The sequence below is a fragment of the Mesorhizobium sp. LNHC221B00 genome, assembly GCF_000502935.1.
Classification (GTDB): domain Bacteria; phylum Pseudomonadota; class Alphaproteobacteria; order Rhizobiales; family Rhizobiaceae; genus Mesorhizobium; species Mesorhizobium opportunistum.
In genome coordinates this window covers 150,422-166,724 of the sequence record NZ_AYWR01000002.1, presented here as the reverse complement: position 1 = coordinate 166,724, position 16,303 = coordinate 150,422, and the positions used below count along the sequence as shown (strand labels likewise).

At 63.5% G+C, this 16,303-nt stretch carries 14 protein-coding genes; 5 read left to right on the top strand and 9 right to left on the bottom strand.

Annotated features, from left to right (window positions below; genetic code table 11):
• Positions 1-13: 13 nt before the first annotated feature.
• Together panC and panB are read right to left on the bottom strand one after the other, a co-directional pair.
• Positions 14-865 carry a pantoate--beta-alanine ligase gene (panC, locus tag X741_RS162990; RefSeq protein ID WP_023776205.1) on the bottom strand — a complete coding sequence of 284 codons (852 nt, stop codon included), beginning with the start codon at positions 863-865 and terminating at the stop codon, positions 14-16.
• Positions 862-1,728, bottom strand: a complete 867-nt coding sequence (gene panB, locus X741_RS162995; RefSeq protein ID WP_023776204.1) for a 3-methyl-2-oxobutanoate hydroxymethyltransferase — start codon at positions 1,726-1,728, stop codon at positions 862-864. Before panB ends, panC begins: the two co-directional genes overlap by 4 nt.
• A gap of 231 nt (positions 1,729-1,959) precedes the next feature.
• Between panB and X741_RS163000 the strand changes: the two genes are divergently transcribed.
• The 3 genes from X741_RS163000 to X741_RS163010 all read left to right on the top strand — a co-directional run bounded on the left by X741_RS163000 (position 1,960) and on the right by X741_RS163010 (position 3,577).
• Positions 1,960-2,358, top strand: a complete 399-nt coding sequence (locus X741_RS163000; RefSeq protein ID WP_023776203.1) for an NADH:ubiquinone oxidoreductase subunit NDUFA12 — start codon at positions 1,960-1,962, stop codon at positions 2,356-2,358.
• Positions 2,359-2,518: 160 nt separating this feature from the next.
• Positions 2,519-3,112: a DUF2155 domain-containing protein gene (locus X741_RS163005; RefSeq protein ID WP_023776202.1), complete on the top strand. Its 594-nt coding sequence runs from the start codon at positions 2,519-2,521 to the stop codon at positions 3,110-3,112.
• 75 nt (positions 3,113-3,187) lie between these two features.
• Positions 3,188-3,577, top strand: coding sequence for a hypothetical protein (locus tag X741_RS163010; protein ID WP_023776201.1), 390 nt, complete (start codon positions 3,188-3,190; stop codon positions 3,575-3,577).
• 3 nt (positions 3,578-3,580) lie between these two features.
• Here the strand turns inward: X741_RS163010 and aat are convergent, their stop codons facing one another.
• From aat to X741_RS163040, 6 genes are all read right to left on the bottom strand, one after another.
• A complete protein-coding gene (gene aat, locus X741_RS163015) occupies positions 3,581-4,198 on the bottom strand; it encodes a leucyl/phenylalanyl-tRNA--protein transferase (protein WP_023776200.1) in 618 nt (205 codons plus the stop codon).
• A 12-nt stretch (positions 4,199-4,210) separates the two neighbouring features.
• Entirely contained in the window at positions 4,211-5,554 is a 1,344-nt protein-coding gene (accC, locus tag X741_RS163020; RefSeq protein ID WP_023776199.1) for an acetyl-CoA carboxylase biotin carboxylase subunit, read from the bottom strand.
• A gap of 10 nt (positions 5,555-5,564) precedes the next feature.
• Positions 5,565-6,023, bottom strand: a complete 459-nt coding sequence (gene accB, locus X741_RS163025; RefSeq protein ID WP_013895761.1) for an acetyl-CoA carboxylase biotin carboxyl carrier protein — start codon at positions 6,021-6,023, stop codon at positions 5,565-5,567.
• 26 nt (positions 6,024-6,049) lie between these two features.
• Complete coding sequence (gene aroQ / locus X741_RS163030) at positions 6,050-6,484, bottom strand: type II 3-dehydroquinate dehydratase (RefSeq protein ID WP_023776198.1); 435 nt, start codon at positions 6,482-6,484, stop codon at positions 6,050-6,052.
• A 145-nt stretch (positions 6,485-6,629) separates the two neighbouring features.
• Positions 6,630-7,469, bottom strand: coding sequence for a DsbA family protein (locus X741_RS163035; RefSeq protein WP_023776197.1), 840 nt, complete (start codon positions 7,467-7,469; stop codon positions 6,630-6,632).
• Between the two features lie 64 nt (positions 7,470-7,533).
• Entirely contained in the window at positions 7,534-8,925 is a 1,392-nt protein-coding gene (locus X741_RS163040; RefSeq protein ID WP_023776196.1) for a M48 family metallopeptidase, read from the bottom strand.
• 1,394 nt (positions 8,926-10,319) lie between these two features.
• Between X741_RS163040 and X741_RS163050 the strand changes: the two genes are divergently transcribed.
• Positions 10,320-11,267: a glutaminase gene (locus X741_RS163050; protein ID WP_031249702.1), complete on the top strand. Its 948-nt coding sequence runs from the start codon at positions 10,320-10,322 to the stop codon at positions 11,265-11,267.
• A gap of 106 nt (positions 11,268-11,373) precedes the next feature.
• On the opposite strand, the gene X741_RS163055 is transcribed toward X741_RS163050, so the two are convergent.
• A complete protein-coding gene (locus tag X741_RS163055) occupies positions 11,374-14,367 on the bottom strand; it encodes a ribonuclease E/G (RefSeq protein ID WP_023776193.1) in 2,994 nt (997 codons plus the stop codon).
• Positions 14,368-15,019: 652 nt separating this feature from the next.
• Between X741_RS163055 and X741_RS163060 the strand changes: the two genes are divergently transcribed.
• On the top strand, positions 15,020-16,279 hold the full coding sequence (locus X741_RS163060) for an N-acetylmuramoyl-L-alanine amidase (protein WP_023776192.1): 1,260 nt from the start codon (positions 15,020-15,022) through the stop codon (positions 16,277-16,279).
• Positions 16,280-16,303 lie beyond the last annotated feature (24 nt).

The window sequence follows — 16,303 nt, the reverse complement described above, 5'->3', positions numbered from 1 at the left end:
CTCCACTTCCGACTTAAGCAGTGGGAACTTCCACATTGTCGATCAGTCGCGTCTTGCCAAGCCAGGCGGCGGCGAGAACGCGGCCCGCGCGGTCGTGCCGCCATGGCCCAAGCGTCAGGCTCTCACGGGCCTCGACATAGTCGACCGTGTGGAAGCCGGCGGCGATCAAGGTGCGGCGGGCTTCGGCGATTGTGTCTTTCTGGTCGGCGCCCGCCGCCAGCGCGGCTACTGTCTTGCGCAGGACCACGTTGAGCTGGCGAGCGATCTGGAGTTCGGCCTCGCCGAGATAGGCGTTGCGAGATGACATGGCCAGGCCATGCGCATCGCGTATGGTCGGCGCGCCGATGATCTCGACGGGCAGGTCAATGTCGCGGCAGAGCTGCCTGACGACGCAAAGCTGCTGATAGTCTTTCTCGCCAAAGACCGCATAGTCGGGCGTTGCCTGGAGAAAAAGCTTGGCCACCACGGTGGCGACGCCATCGAAAAAGGTGGGGCGAAAATCCGATTCGAGTCCGGCGGAAGGGCCGCCGACCGAAATCCTGGTGGCAAAGCCGGCGGGATACATCGCATCGACCGTCGGTGTGAAGGCAAGATCGGCCCTTGCCGTCGCCAGCATATCGAGATCGCGGGCGAGCTGGCGCGGGTACTTGTCGAGATCCTCGCTTGGCGCGAACTGCGTCGGGTTGACGAAGATCGACACCACGCAGCGCTCGGCTCTTTCGCGGGCGATCCTGATCAGGGAGAGATGCCCCTCATGCAGCGCGCCCATGGTCGGCACCATGGCGACGCGAAGCCCATCGCGCCGCCAGTCACGGATCCGCGCGCGAAGGGCGGCAACGCTGTCGACGACGGCAGGCCGGCTCATGCGTCATCTCCGCCACTTGTGTCCGTGCGGGAAAAGAGTTTTGGACTCGAAAAGACGTGGGCAGGGCCGGGAAATGTGCGGCTTCGCACCTCCGATGCGTAGCGCTCGGCGGCATGCGCGATCACGCCGCGCAGATCGGCATATTCCTTGACGAATTTCGGCACGCGATCGACGGTCAGTCCGACCATGTCGTCGATAACCAGGATCTGGCCGTCGCAGTCGGCGCTGGCGCCGATGCCGATGGTTGGAATGGCGATGCGACGCGTGATGTCGGCGGCGGCCGCCTCGATGGTGCCTTCGATGACCACGGAGAACGCACCGGCCTTTTCGACGGCCAGCGCGTCCGCCACCAGCGCCGCGACATTCTCGTCCGTGCGGCCCTTGATCTTGTAGCCACCTTCCTTCTCGACCGATTGCGGCAGCAGGCCGATATGGCCCATGACTGGAATGCCGTTGGCCACGATCGCGGCGATCCGGCCGGCCATGTCGACGCCGCCTTCCAGTTTGACCGCCTGGCAGCCGGTTTCGTCGACGATGCGCCGCGCCGAGCCAACGGCCTGTGCGGCTGAATCCTCATAGGTGCCGGCCGGCATGTCGACGACCACGCAGGCCCTGGCGGAACCGCGCATCACGGCCTGCCCATGCGCGACCATCATCTCGATCGAGGCGCCCAGCGTCGTCTGATGGCCATGCAGGACCATGGCGACGCTGTCACCGACCAGAAGCAGGTCGACATGGGGATCAAGCAGGCGGGCGACGGGATAGGTGTAGGCAGTGAGACAAACGAGAGGCGTGCCTCCCTTGCGCTGGCGAATCAGGCTCGGGCTGATGCGGCTGTCGGTGGTCGGCAATTCCGTGGCCAATCGTCACCTCCGTTGGGCTCGCGGTCAGTTTTGATATTGCCGCGCGGACCGCGCCGAGCTTTAGAAACACCGGGAAGACTTGGCAAGCGCGCATCCCGTTATGTGGAAAGTCACAAATCGGTGTCGATCCCGGGCGCGCCATTTGCGCGCTCTGCGTGGCAAAACCCTTGCCTTCCCGAAGGCCTGACGCCATAAGCAGGAAACAGGCGCCGCCAGCGCGAGGGTTCTGAGATGAAGACTTTCCTGACGCAGTTTTTCACCTGGTGGAACAGCCAGACGCTGGGAACGCGCCTGCACACCTGGCGGTACGGCAAGAAGGTCGGCCAGGACGAGACAGGCAACGTCTATTACGAAGGCGGTGTCGATTCGGAAGGCCGCCCACGCCGCTGGGTGATCTACCGCAATTATTCGGAAGCCTCCGCCATTCCGCCAGGGTGGCACGGCTGGATTCACCACCGGGTCGATGTCGCGCCACCGAGCGACGACTACAAGCCGCGCGATTGGCAGAAATCGCATCAGCCCAATCTGACCGGAACACCGGCGGCCTATCGCCCGAAGGGCTCGGTGCTGACCAACCAGCACCGTCCGCAGGTTACCGGCGACTACGACGCCTGGACGCCCGGCTCGTAACAGCCCCGGCTTGCAACGGCGCCCCGACTTGTCACAGCACGAATTGCAGGGCTGGTCCTTTATCGCCACAATTGGTGTTTAGCTGCTTGCTCATCAGAAAACGCCGACTAGCCTTGGCGATCGACGGAATCACCTGGGCGCGAACCACCGGTACCCTTGCATGAGCTTTTTCAACCGAATCTCGACAGGCGGTCTGATGGTAGCTGCCAGCCTCGCCGTCAGCACCGCCGCCTTTGCCGCGTCGCCCGCACCTGCGGCACCTGCGCCGGCTCCGCCCGCGGGATCGGATCGCATCACCAACCCGGTTGCCGAGTTCGCCGGCATCGACAAGATCACTGGCCGCATCATCACCTTCGATGTCTATATCGACGAGACGGTGCAATTCGGCGCTTTGCAGGTGACGCCGCGTGTCTGCTATTCCCGGCCGCAGAACGAGGAGCCGAAGACGGACTCCTTCGTCGAGGTCGACGAGATCACACTGGACCGCAAGATTCGCCGCATATTCACCGGCTGGATGTTTGCCGAAAGCCCGGGTCTTAACGCCGTCGAACATGCCGTCTATGACGTCTGGCTGAAGGCGTGCAAGCAGAAGTCCGATGTACCGGCGCCGGATGCCACCAAACCGGACGCCACCAAGGCCGACGCTTCGAAGCCGGCGGTCGCCAAGCCGGCTGCCGCCAAGCCGAACGCTGAGGTCAGCCCGGATGTGGAACAGCCCGATCCCACGGAGCCGGACACCACCGACACCAACTGATCCCCGGGAACCGTCGTGGTCATCATGCGTTGGGCCACGGGCGACGGCGCATCGATGCGCCCGGAGGACATTCCGATGTCGGACAGCAAGCGGATCACGGCCAACAAGACAGAGTTGCTCGAACTCGAAAAAGGGTTCTGGACAGGCGATGCCGCTTATTATGCGGCCAATGTCGACACGGAGTGCCTGGTGGCATTTCCGCGGATGGCACGAGCGATGGACAATGCCGATCTGGCCAAGACGGCGACCAATCCCAACCGATGGCGCGACCTCGATATCGAGCTCAGGGGCATAATCGAACCGGGCAGTGACGTCATCATGCTGACCTACGAGGCGCATGCGACGCGGGAGAATGGCGAACCCTATGCCGCGCTGGTCAGCACCGGCTACGTCCACCGCGTCAACGGCTGGAAGATGATGTTCCATTCGCAGACCCCGATCGAGGCCGCGGCCGATAAGGCTTGATCTTTACGGAAAGAAGACCGCTTCGCCCTTCAGGGCCTCGGCCAACATCTTCTCGTATTTGCCGCGCGGCACGTCGACAGCACCAAAGCGCTTGAGGTGCTCGGTGGTGAACTGCGTATCGAGTAGCGCGAACCCGCGCGCCTTCAAGCGTTCGACGAGATGGACGAGGCAGGTCTTCGACGCGTCCGTCTCCTTGGAAAACATGCTTTCGCCGAAAAACACCCGCCCAAGCGACACGCCATAGAGGCCGCCGACCAGCCGCTCCTCGCGCCAGGCCTCGACCGAATGGCAATGACCTATGCGGTGCAGTTGCACATAGGCTTCGCGGATCGGCGCGTTGATCCAGGTCGAGCGGCGCTCCTCGCGCTTTTCGGCACAGCCGTCGATCGTTGCCTCGAAGTCGAAGTCGAAGCGGATGTCGAACAGGTTTTTGCGGACTGTCTTCCTCAGGCTCTTCGGCGTGTGGAACCCGTGCAGCGGAATGATGCCGCGCGTCTCCGGCCGCACCCAGAACACCTCCGGGTCGGAAGCGCTTTCGGCCATGGGAAAGACGCCCGAGGCGTATGCCTTGAGCAGGAGGTCCGTGGGGATGCGATAGCCAGGCGCGTAAGGGCGGGTCATCGCGTCCCCGGACTACTCTTCCTTGGCCAGGTATTTTTCCAGCCAGTGGATGTCATAGTCGCCATTGGCGATGTCGGCATTGCCGACGAGATCGCGAAACAGCGGCAAGGTTGTCTTGATGCCGTCGACGACGAATTCGTCGAGCGCGCGGCGCAGCCGCATCATGCACTCGACGCGATTGCGGCCGTGCACGATCAGCTTGCCGATCAGGCTGTCGTAGTAGGGCGGGATCCTGTAGCCGGAATACACGCCGGAATCGACGCGGATGCCGAGGCCGCCAGGCGTGTGGAAATGCGTGATGGTGCCGGGCGAGGGCGTAAAGGTGCGCGGATCCTCGGCATTGATGCGGCACTCGATGGCGTGGCCGTTGAACTTGATGTCTTCCTGCTTGACCGAAAGTCCGCCGCCGGAGGCGACCCGGATCTGCTCGTGGACGAGATCGATGCCGGTGATCGCTTCCGTCACCGGATGCTCCACCTGCAGGCGCGTGTTCATCTCGATGAAATAGAACTCGCCGTTCTCGTACAGAAATTCGATCGTTCCGGCGCCCGAATAGCCGAGATCGGCAATGGCCGTGGCGCAGATGCTGCCGATACGGGACCGCTCCTCGGCGTTGAGAGCCGGCGAATTGGCCTCTTCCCAGACCTTCTGGTGGCGCCGTTGCAGCGAGCAGTCGCGCTCGCCGAAATGCACGCCGCGGCCAAAGCCGTCGCCGAACACCTGCACCTCGATGTGACGCGGCTTCTGCAGGTATTTCTCGATGTAGACGGCGTCGTCGCCGAAGGCGGCGCCCGCTTCCGAGCGCGCCGTCTGCAAGGCGACCTCGAGGTCTGCCTCGGTATGGGCAACCTTCATGCCGCGTCCGCCGCCGCCGGCCGATGCCTTGATGATCACCGGATAGCCGATCTCGGAGGCGATGCGCTTGGCTTCCTTTTCCTCGGTCACCGCGCCGTCGGAACCCGGCACCACCGGAATGCCGAGGCGCTTGGCGGTGCGTTTGGCCTCGATCTTGTCGCCCATGATGCGGATATGGTCGCCGGACGGGCCGATGAAGGTGATGTTGTGGGCTGCCAAAATATCGGCGAACTTGGCGTTCTCCGACAGGAAGCCGTAGCCCGGATGCACGGCGTCGGCGCCGGTGATCTCGCAGGCCGCGACGATCTGGTGGATGTTGAGATAGCTGTCGCGCGACGGCGGCGGGCCGATGCACACGCTCTCGTCGGCAAGCCTGACATGCATGGCGTCGGCGTCGGCGGTCGAATGCACCACAACGGTCTGGATGCCGAGTTCCTTGCAGGCACGCAGCACCCGAAGCGCGATTTCGCCGCGATTGGCGATGAGGATCTTTTGGAACATCCGGCCCGCTCTACTCGATCACGACAAGCGGCATGCCGTATTCGACCGGCGTCGCGTCCTCGAACAGGATCGCCGTTACCGTGCCGGCGCGCGGCGAGGGGATCTGGTTCATCGTCTTCATCGCTTCTATGATCAGCAGCGTCTGGCCTTCCTTGACCTTCTGGCCGATCTCGATGAACGGCTTGGCGTCCGGTGAGGGCGCCAGATAGGCGGTGCCGACCATCGGTGAAGCCACCGCGTTCTTCGACACGTCCGCGGCCGCCGGGGCCGAGGCCACGGGAAGAGCGGCTGCCGCTGGGGCATAGGCGGGTTGGGGGGCCGCAATCGCGTGGACGGCGGGCGCCTGCCGCGACACGCGCACCTTCAGGTCGCCCAGTTCAACCTCGATCTCGGTCAGGTTGGTGTCGTTCAGTATGCCCGCCAGATCGCGGATCAGCTGCTGGTCAACACCGGTCTTCTTTATCGACATTTTCGAGCCTTCTGTTTGTGGGCCGGTCATAAGCGCGCGGCCAGCGCCTGCAGCGCCAGCGTGTAGCCGAGCGGCCCAAAGCCACAGATCATGCCGACGGCGACCGGCGCGACCATGGAGACATGGCGGAATGGTTCCCGCGCGTGGATGTTGGAAAGATGAACTTCGGCGACCGGCAGCGGCGCGACCGAGCGGATGGCGTCGTGGATCGCGATCGAGGTGTGGCTGTAGGCGCCTGGATTGATGATGATGCCTGCAGCCTTGTCGCCGGCTTCCTGGATCCAGTCGACGAGGTCGCCCTCATGGTTCGACTGGCGGAAATCGATCTCGATCCCAAGCGACGCGCCCGCCTGCTTGCAGTCGTCGGCGATCGCGGCAAGGGTCTTGCCGCCATAGATGCCCGGCTCGCGCTTGCCGAGCGCGTTGAGATTGGGACCGTTCAGGACGAAAACCGTTTTCAAAAAAGCCGACCTTTTTCGGCGCCGGCATCAAGCCGGCGCGCTGGGCCTCTATACCGGGCATAGTCGCCTGCGGAAAGAGCGCAAGTGCGTTCTTTCACTGTCCACAACAGGCCGAAATGCACCCGTGATGAAAATCGGCGGCGGATCAAAGCCCGGCTTTCGCCGCCTCGATCTTCTCCGCCAGCACATCCTGTCCGAGAGCCCCGAACACGACCTCGTTGCCGACGACGTAGGACGGCGTTCCGGTGATCGACAGCTTGTTGGCGAGATCGTAGGTCTTGGAGAAGGCTTCGGGGATCGACGGATCCTTCATCTTCTCGCGCAACGTCGCCTCGTCGGCGCCGAGCGAAAGCGCGATCTTGATCGCGGCCGCCTCGGTGGCGCGTCCCTGGCCACCAAGCAGCGCATTGTGGAACTCGCCGTATTTTTCCGGCATCATCAGGTGGAACGCCATCGAGACGACGCTCGCCTTCTGCGAATCCGGGCCGAGGATCGGGAATTCCTTGAGCACGAAGCGCAGGTCCGGATCGGTCTTGGTCAGCGCCCGCATGTCTTCGATGGCGCGTTTGCAGAAGCCGCAATTGTAGTCGTAGAACTCGACGATCGTCACCTTGCCGTTCGGATTGCCGACGACGCCGTCGAAGGCGGAGTTGAAGATCTGGTCCTTGGCGTTCTTGATGACGCCGAGATGGGCGATGCGCTGCTCTTCCTTCTGCTTGGCCTCGAGCGCGTCCTGCACTTCGAGCAGCACCTCGGGGTTCTTCAAGAGGTAGTCGCGGATGATGCCTTCGACCTCGGCTCGGTCGATCTTGGTGTCGGCGCCCGCTATCTGGACAGGCTCAGCCGTCTGGACAGGCTCGGCCGCCTGGACAGGCTGGGCCGTGCCGGCCTTGGCGATCTGCGGGTTGCCGGCGACGAAACCGAAAGCCAGCATCGCAAGGGCTACAGCGATTCCCGTGGTGCCCAGCAGCAGTGCCTTTTTCATTGTTCTCGTTCCTTTTGCCTGTTTCCCGGTCTGGCTATGTCGCAGCGCATGGCCGGAGGGTTCACTAGATCTTGCCTGATGATTTGTAGTTTATGATGTCCTGGGCGCGAATCCAGCGCGGCTCGCCGCGCTTCATCTGCTGCTGCGCCCGCATGGCGAATATCTTCGCATCCTTGTAGTTACCGGAATAGAAATGACCTTCGGCAGTGGCGAGCTCGGCGCCCGGTATGTCCCCCAACTCGCCATAGGCCTGCGCCAGATAGCGATATCCGATGGAATTTTCCTTGTCGCGCCCCAGACCATTGTTGATCTGCGCGACAGCTTTCTTGAGCGAATCGGGTGTGCCGATGGCCATCAGCGCCTGTCCAAGCGAGACCGGCAGCAAGCCGGAGCGTGCCGGGTCGAGGCTGACCGCCTTGGCGTAGGCTTCCGCCGCATCCTTGGGGTTGTTCGCCTTCATCAGTATGTCGCCGCGCAACTCCTGGAAGTAGGCATTCCTGGGCTGCGCCTTGATCAGGGCGTTGGTCTTGGCGAGCGCTGCGGCGATATTGCCGTAAAGGTAAGTCGACTGGGCGTCGCCATATAGCCCGGCCAGCGTCCCTTGCATCTTTCGCATCAGCCGTGACCCAGCCGCCTGGCCTTCCATGTAGACGGCAATCTTGACCCGCATCATGTCATGGCGCTGCTGCAGCGCGGGCGGATCGACCTTGCCGACATTGGGGCTCTGTTTGACCAGCACTTCGAGATTGGCGATGCGTTCCTGCGGCATCGGGTGGCTGATACGATAGGGATCGACCTGCGTGCCGGATAAGGACAGCGCGCTCTGGAAGCGGGCGAATGTCTTCAGCATGCCCATGCCGGACTGGCCGGTGGCGTTGAGATAGGTGATTGCCGAGCGGTCGGCGGTCGTTTCTTCGGTGCGCTGATAGGCGAGGATGCTGCGCTGCGCCATCTCGCCGCCGCCAGCCGCCACGCCCATGCCGGCGCCGGCAAGGCCGCGGCTGTTGGTGGTGGCGCCCGCAACCATGGCGCCGGCACCGAGCAAGGTGGCGATGATGGCCATCGTCTTGGCGCGTTCGAGCTGGTCGCGCAGTTTCTGCTGGTGGCCGCCGGCGATGTGGCCGGCCTCGTGGGCGATGACGCCAATGATCTCGTTCGGCGTTTCAGCCATCATCAGCGCGCCGGTGTTGATGAACAGCCGGCGTCCGGTAACGAAGGCGTTGAAGCTGGAATCGTTGACCAGGACGATGTCGATGCCGTCATTCGCCAGCCCGGCCGCCCTGAAGATCGGCCGCGCATAGTCGCGGACCAAAGCCTCGATCTCGGCGTCGCGCACCACCGGCACGGACTGGGCAAAGGCGGTGACCGAACTCGCCACCGCGACGGCGAGGCCGAGCGAAAGTGTCGCGAAAACACGCGCTACCTCTGCAATTGTCGATCTGGGTCGGCTCAACATGACGTGTCCACTGGTAGACGAGCGGGCGAAAGATGAAAAGTCGGCACCGGAAAAACTTCCTCAACTTGTGATCCTCACACCAATCGGGCATTTGTGCGGCGCATGCGTCCAGGGCATGCCGTGCTCAACCGTCGGGATAGATAAAATGGTCGTTTCGCTCTCACGCCGTGGCAATGTCGAGCCGTTCCACGCCATGGATGTGCTGGCTGAAGCCAACCGGCTGAAGGCCCAGGGCGTGCCGGTGATCTCCATGGCGGTCGGCCAGCCATCCGATCCGGCGCCCGCAAAGGTTCGCGCCGCGGCGGCCAAGGCCCTGCAGGAAGGCCGCATCGGCTACACCGACGCGCTGGGTCTGGCTGGTTTGCGCAAGGCGATCGCCGGGCATTACGCCGATCACTACGGGCTCGATGTCGAGCCGGGGCGGATCGCGGTAACCACCGGNTTCCCTACACGACGCTCTTCCGATCTGATCGCCGGGCATTACGCCGATCACTACGGGCTCGATGTCGAGCCGGGGCGGATCGCGGTAACCACCGGATCGTCGGCCGCCTTCAATCTCGCCTTCCTGGCGATGTTCGATCCGGGCGACCGCGTTGCTATCGCAGCACCTGGTTACCCCGCCTATCGTAACATCATGGCGGCGCTCGGCATCGATGTCGTCGAGATCGAGCTCGGCGAGGCGGCCTACCTGCATGCCGGCCATCTGGAGGCGGCGCATCGCCAGAAGCCGCTGAAGGGCGTCCTGTTTGCAAGTCCGGCCAATCCGACCGGCGCCGTCATTCCGGCCGACGAACTGTCGGCGCTGGTCAGCACGGCGGAAGCGCTCGGCATCGCCGTCATTTCCGACGAGATCTACCACCGGCTGGCCTACGGCGCCCCCGACACCACGGCGCTCGGCTTCGGGGACAGCGTGACGGTGATCAACTCATTCTCGAAATATTATTGCATGACCGGCTGGCGCATCGGCTGGATGGTGCTGCCCGAGGAGCTGGTGCGGCCGGTCGAGCGCATCGCCCAGAGCCTCTACATCTCGCCACCGGAGCTGTCGCAGATCGCCGCGATCGAGGCCTTTGCCGCGACGGAGGAACTGGAGGCGGTCAAGGGCCGCTATGCCTGGAATCGCGAGCTGCTGATGAAGCGCCTGCCCGAGCTCGGCTTTCCGCTGGCCGCGCCCATGGATGGTGCCTTCTATGCTTTTTGCGATGTCACCCGGCACAGCAACGACAGCATGGCATTCGCGCGCAAGATGCTGGCGGAAGCCCATGTGGCGGCGACGCCCGGCCGCGACTTCGACACCCAGGCGGGGCACCGTACGATGCGTTTTTCCTATGCCGGCAGCCATGACGACATGGTCGAGGCCATGGCGCGCATCGAACGCTGGTTGAGGTAGCGCCATGCCGGAACTCGAACAGGCCCCCAAACTTGATCAGGCATTGGCCGAGGTCGCCGCGGAAATGGCCGAGCGTACCGATCGCGGCGACGTCGCGACCTACATTCCCCAACTGGGCAAGGTCGATCCGAGGAAATTCGGCATCGCTGCCGTGACCAATGACGGCCGCGTGCTGGTGGCGGGCGATGCTGACCAGCCGTTCTCGATCCAGAGCATCTCGAAGGTCTTCACCTTGACCCTGGCGCTCGGCAATGTCGGCGATGCGCTGTGGAAGCGGGTGGGGCGCGAGCCGTCCGGCAATCCATTCAACTCCATCGTGCAGCTCGAGCATGAGAACGGCATTCCGCGCAATCCGTTCATCAATGCCGGCGCCATCGTCATTTCCGACATTCTGCTTGCCGGCCACCAGCCGCGCGAGGCGATTGGCGAGATCCTGCGTTTCATACAGTTCCTGGCCGACGACGAGACCATCATCATCGACCGCGAGGTGGCGGCCTCCGAGCGCGCCACCGGCTACCGCAACTTTGCGCTCGCCAACTATATGAAATCCTTCGGCAACCTCCATCATGCACCGGAGCTTGCGCTAGGCGTTTATTTCCATCACTGCGCCATCGCCATGAGCTGCCGGCAACTGGCGATGGCCGGCCGCTTCCTCGCCAATGGCGGCAAGAACCCGGCGACGGGGCATTCCGTGGTGTCGGCCGAGCGAGCACGGCGCATCGGCGCCATGATGCTGACCTGTGGCCATTATGACGGCTCCGGCGATTTTGCCTTCCGCGTCGGCATTCCCGGCAAGAGCGGCGTCGGCGGCGGCATATTGGGCATCGTGCCGGGTGTCGCCTCGCTTGCCGTCTGGTCGCCCGGCCTCAATGCCAACGGCAACTCCAAGCTCGGTTCGATCGCACTGGAAAAGCTGGCCAGGATGATGAACTGGTCGATCTTCGCGCCTTAGCGTTTCCCGCCCTATCGGAACGCCGGATATGAAAAATCCCGCGCCATCTTTTCGATCGCGCGGGATTTCCTGCTTGTCAGAAAATCAGCTCAACTAACTGAAAAGCTTAGAAAAAGCCCTTCCGCTGCCACCATCCGGCACGCTTCGGCTTTTCTTCGGTCTTGGCCTCATCGGCGACGCTCGAAGAGACTACCGGCACGACCGGAGTATCCGCAGCCACCGCCTTGCGCCGCGACGGGCGGGCCTTCGCCGGCTCCTCTTCGGCAACGGACGGCTCGGCAACGACGGTCGCATCGTCCACAGGAGCGGGCTCGACGGCAGCTTCGGGAGCTGCCTCAGTCACCGCCTCGGCGGGGACTTCGGCCGGGGCCTTCTTTGCCCTTGAAGCGCGCTTCTTCTTCGGCTTTTCGGCTGGGGCGTCGTCGTTCGCCGGCGCAGAAGTAGCAGCTTCTTCAACTGCTACGGCTTCGCTAGCGACCGTCTCAGCTTCAGCGGCATCGACCACCGAGGCATCGGCTGCTTCGCCGGCCTCGGCCTCGGTCTCGCCTTCACCGTCCTCGCGGCGGTTGCGCTTGCCGCCGCGCTTGCCGCGTCGGCGCTTCTTGCCCTGGCTGTCATCAGAAGCCTGTATCGCCTCGTCGGACGCGCTGGCAGAGATCGCTGCGGCATCGTCCGTTTCGGTGTCGTCATTGTCCGCCTCATGTGCCGATTCGGCGAAATCGCCGGCCGGTGCGGAGATGGACGAGCCGTCCGTCGGGGCGCCATGTTCGCGGTCGCGATCCTTGCCGCCGCGCCGTCTGCGGCGTTTGCGGCGCTTGCGGTCGCGGCCTTCGCCGTCCTCGCCCGACCTCGGCTCGCCCGTCCTGGGTTCGCCAGACCTTGGCTCACCCGACCTTGGCTCACCCGACCTGGGCTGCTGGTGCTGCGATGGCTGGGCGTGCCTTGGCTGCTCGGCCTGGGCAGGTGCTTCCTCATCTTCCTCGATGACGATCTCGTCCTCGGGTTCTTCCGGCTCGACATAGGCCGGCAGGCTGCGCGCCTCGACAAAGCCTTCCGGCTTTTCGGCCAGCGCGCCGCGGAAGATCGCGTAGTGCTGGGCGCCAACCGCATCGTCGGCCTCGATCGTGATGGTCAGGCCGAAGCGGCTTTCGAGTTCCACCAGCGTGCCGCGCTTGTGGTTGAGCACGTAGAGTGCGGTAGCCGACGGCGTGCGCACCGTGATGTGGCTGCGCGAATCCTTGAGCAGGAATTCCTCGATCGCCCTCACCACCATCAGCGCGACCGACGAATCGGAGCGCACATGGCCCGTGCCGCCGCAATGCGGGCAGGGCTTCATGGTCGATTCCAGCACGCTGGCGCGGATGCGCTGGCGCGACATTTCCATCAGGCCGAAATGCGAGATGCGGCCGACCTGGATGCGCGCACGGTCGTTCTTGAGGTGATCCTTCAACCGCTTTTCGACGGAGCGGTTGTTGCGGTTCTCCTCCATGTCGATGAAGTCGATCACGATCAGGCCGGCAAGGTCGCGCAGCCGGAGCTGACGCGCGACTTCCTCGGCCGCTTCCAGATTGGTGTGGAGCGCGGTGTCCTCGATCGAGTGCTCCTTGGTGGAGCGGCCCGAATTGACGTCGATGGCGACCAGCGCTTCGGTCTGGTTGATGATGATGTAGCCGCCGCTCTTCAGCGTCACCTGCGGCTGCAGCATGCGGTCGAGCTGCGCCTCGATGCCGTTGCGCACGAAGATAGGCGTCGTGTCGCGGAACGGCTGAACCACCTTGGCGTGGCTCGGCATCAGCATGCGCATGAAGTCCTTGGCCTCACGGTAGCCTTCGTCACCGGAGACGAGAATCTCGTCGATATCCTTGTTGTAGAGGTCGCGCACCGAGCGCTTGATCAGGCTGCCTTCCTCATAGACGAGGGCAGGGGCGGTGGACTGGAGCGTGAGGTTGCGCACGTTCTCCCAAAGCCGCATCAGATATTCGTAATCGCGCTTGATCTCGGCCTTGGTGCGGCTTTCGCCGGCGGTGCGCAGGATGACGCCCATGCCTTGCGGCACTTCGAGATCGGCAACGACCTCCTTGAGGCGCTTGCGGTCGACCGCGCTGGTGATCTTGCGGGAAATGCCGCCGCCGCGCGCCGTGTTCGGCATCAGCACGGAATAGCGACCGGCAAGCGACAGATAGGTGGTGAGTGCGGCGCCCTTGTTGCCGCGCTCTTCCTTGACGACCTGCACCAAAAGGATCTGCCGGCGCTTGATCACTTCCTGGATCTTGTACTGGCGGCGCACCGGCTTGCGGCGGTTGCGCACTTCTTCCAGCGCATCCTCGGCACCGACCGATTCGATCTCATGATCGTCCGGATGCGAGGACGACACCTCTTCGAGCATGCCGCGATCATTGTCGGCGGAGGTGGCGTCGCTGCCTTGGTCCGCCTGCGAGACGGGCTCGGAAATCACATCGGCTTCGACGGAGGCGGCGATCGAGGTGGGGCCACCTTCGCGGGTTTCGCTTTCCTCCTGCTCTGCAGAAGCCTCGTCATGCGAGGATGCATCGGCATCCGCCGACGTATCCGCCGCGTGTTCGACGGTCTCGGAAACGTTGGAGGTGTCCTCGGCGACGGCATCGGCGCCATTGTCGCCATTTTCACTTGCCTCGCCAGCGGCTTCGTTTGCGTCGCCGGATTCGGCTCCGCCTGCGTCGCGCGGGTGCTCGCCGCGGTCGCGGCTCTTGCCGCCGCGCCGGCGTCCGCGCCGGCCGCGATCGCGGCTCTGGCGATCCTCGCCTTCGCTATCCTCGTTCTCCTCGTCTTCGGCTTCCTGCGCTTCGGCGCGCAGCAGTGCCTGACGGTCGGCGACCGGGATCTGGTAGTAGTCGGGATGTATTTCACTGAAGGCGAGAAAACCGTGACGGTTGCCGCCATATTCGACAAAGGCTGCCTGAAGGGAAGGTTCGACGCGCGTTACGCGGGCGAGGTAGATGTTTCCTTTGAGCTGCTTCTTGTCCTGGGATTCAAAGTCGAATTCTTCGATGCGGTTACCGCGTACGACGACAACTCGTGTTTCCTCCGGGTGGGAGGCGTCTATCAGCATTTTGTTGGGCATTATTTCGTTTCCCCCCGGCAGCCGTCAGCCGCAGCTGGCGGGGCAAAGCCCGCTGCTGTGTGTCTGGATGAATATGGGTGCCGGATAATTGAACGTCCGCCGGACGCTGCCTGCGTGTCATGGCGGTGCCGCCCGCTGCCATATTGGCGCGGTTTGATGCGGACCTTTCCATGATTGCGCTTGAAGCCATCGTCACCAGCAGAACCTTTGAACCAAAGCCCGGAAACCGGACCAGCTTATTTGCTCGTACAGAGCCGGCGCGGGAACAAACCCGGCCGTTTTCCTCACGCAGGCGATTCCCCCGCCACGGGCGCACACCTGCGAAATTCGTCGCGATCACCTGAAGCCTTTTCGCGTGAAGCGAAAGGAGCCGCCTTTCATCTGACCCTGTAGCAGGAAGCTGCGGAGGAGGGCGGTTCCAGGATTGCAGTGATCCACTATCGCTTTTATGATTTGGCGGGGTGGAAGGCAACCCCGATTTCCGATGCCGGCAAAAAGCAGTTCCGTAGCGTAAACCTAGGCTCCAGCCCTGCATGAAAAGGCTTGGTTAACCTTCTCTGGATACCAATCGTTAATCGACTTCGCGGCCTAACCGGCACTTCGACGAAACGAGCGGGCGCCGGGCGCCAAACCGGGAGCGACTGGAAGAGAGATGGGACTGGCAGACCTCGCAGACAAGGGATGTCGTGTCGGCGGCCGGATACTCGGCGCCTTCTGTCTCGTGCTGCTGGTGGTTTGTTCCACGTTTTCCTCCCTCGCCAATGCCGCCGACGCACCGCTGGTGGCGAAAGGCTACAAAATGGCGGGCGATGCCACCAAGATGCGCATCGTCATGGAATTCGATCGCGAGCCTGACATCAAATGGTTCCTGCTGCGTGGCCCCAATCGTCTGGTCATCGACCTGGCGAACACCAAGCTGGCCATCGACGCCAAGGATCTGAAGCCGCGCGGCCTGGTCAGGGGCGTGCGCCTGGGCGAACTCGGCGACCGCGTTTCGCGGCTGATCCTCACCGGCAAGGGGCCGTTCGCCGTCGATAAGCTCGATGTGCTCAAGGACGAGGACGGCACCGGCTACCGCGTGGCCATCGATATGTCGGCGGCCTCCGCGCGCGAGTTCGATGCAGCCCTTGCCAACCAGGCGCTGACCACCGGCTCCACGGTTTCGACCGACAAGGGCGGCCGGGTCGGCACCGGGCCGGTCTCCAATCCCGGGCACCGCTTCACGATCGTCATCGATCCCGGCCACGGCGGCGTCGACGGCGGTGCCGAGGGCTTGAACGGTACCGTCGAGAAGAACGTCACGCTCGCCTTCGCCACGGAATTGCGCGACAAGCTCGCCGCGGCCGGCAAATACGATGTCTTCATGACCCGCGACACCGATGAATATTTGCGCCTGGACGACCGAGTCCGCATTGCGCGGCAGCATGAGGCCGATCTGCTGATTTCGATCCACGCCGACACCATCAGCGTCAAGGGCATCCGCGGCGCCACCGTCTATACGGTTTCCGACAAGGCGTCGGATCCCGAGGCGCAGGCGCTGGCCGACCGTGAAAATCTCTCCGACCAGTTCGCCGGCATGGTGATCAAGGACGATAAGAAGGAGGTGACGGACATCCTGATCGACCTGATCCGCCGCGAGACGCACACCTTTTCGATGAGTTTCGCCCACACATTGGTCGGCCAGCTTTCGACCAGCGTCGGTCTTATCAACAATCCGCAGCGTTCGGCTGGGTTCAAGGTGCTGAAGGCGCCAGACGTGCCATCGGTGCTGGTCGAACTCGGCTATCTCTCGAACGCCAAGGACGAGGCGCAGCTGCTCAACGCCGATTGGCGCGACAAAGCCGCGCAAAGCATCACCAACGCCGTCGCGCTTTTTGCTTCCGCCCGTGCCGGAGCCGGAACCGGAGGCTGACATGCCTGGCCACGCCTACAACCA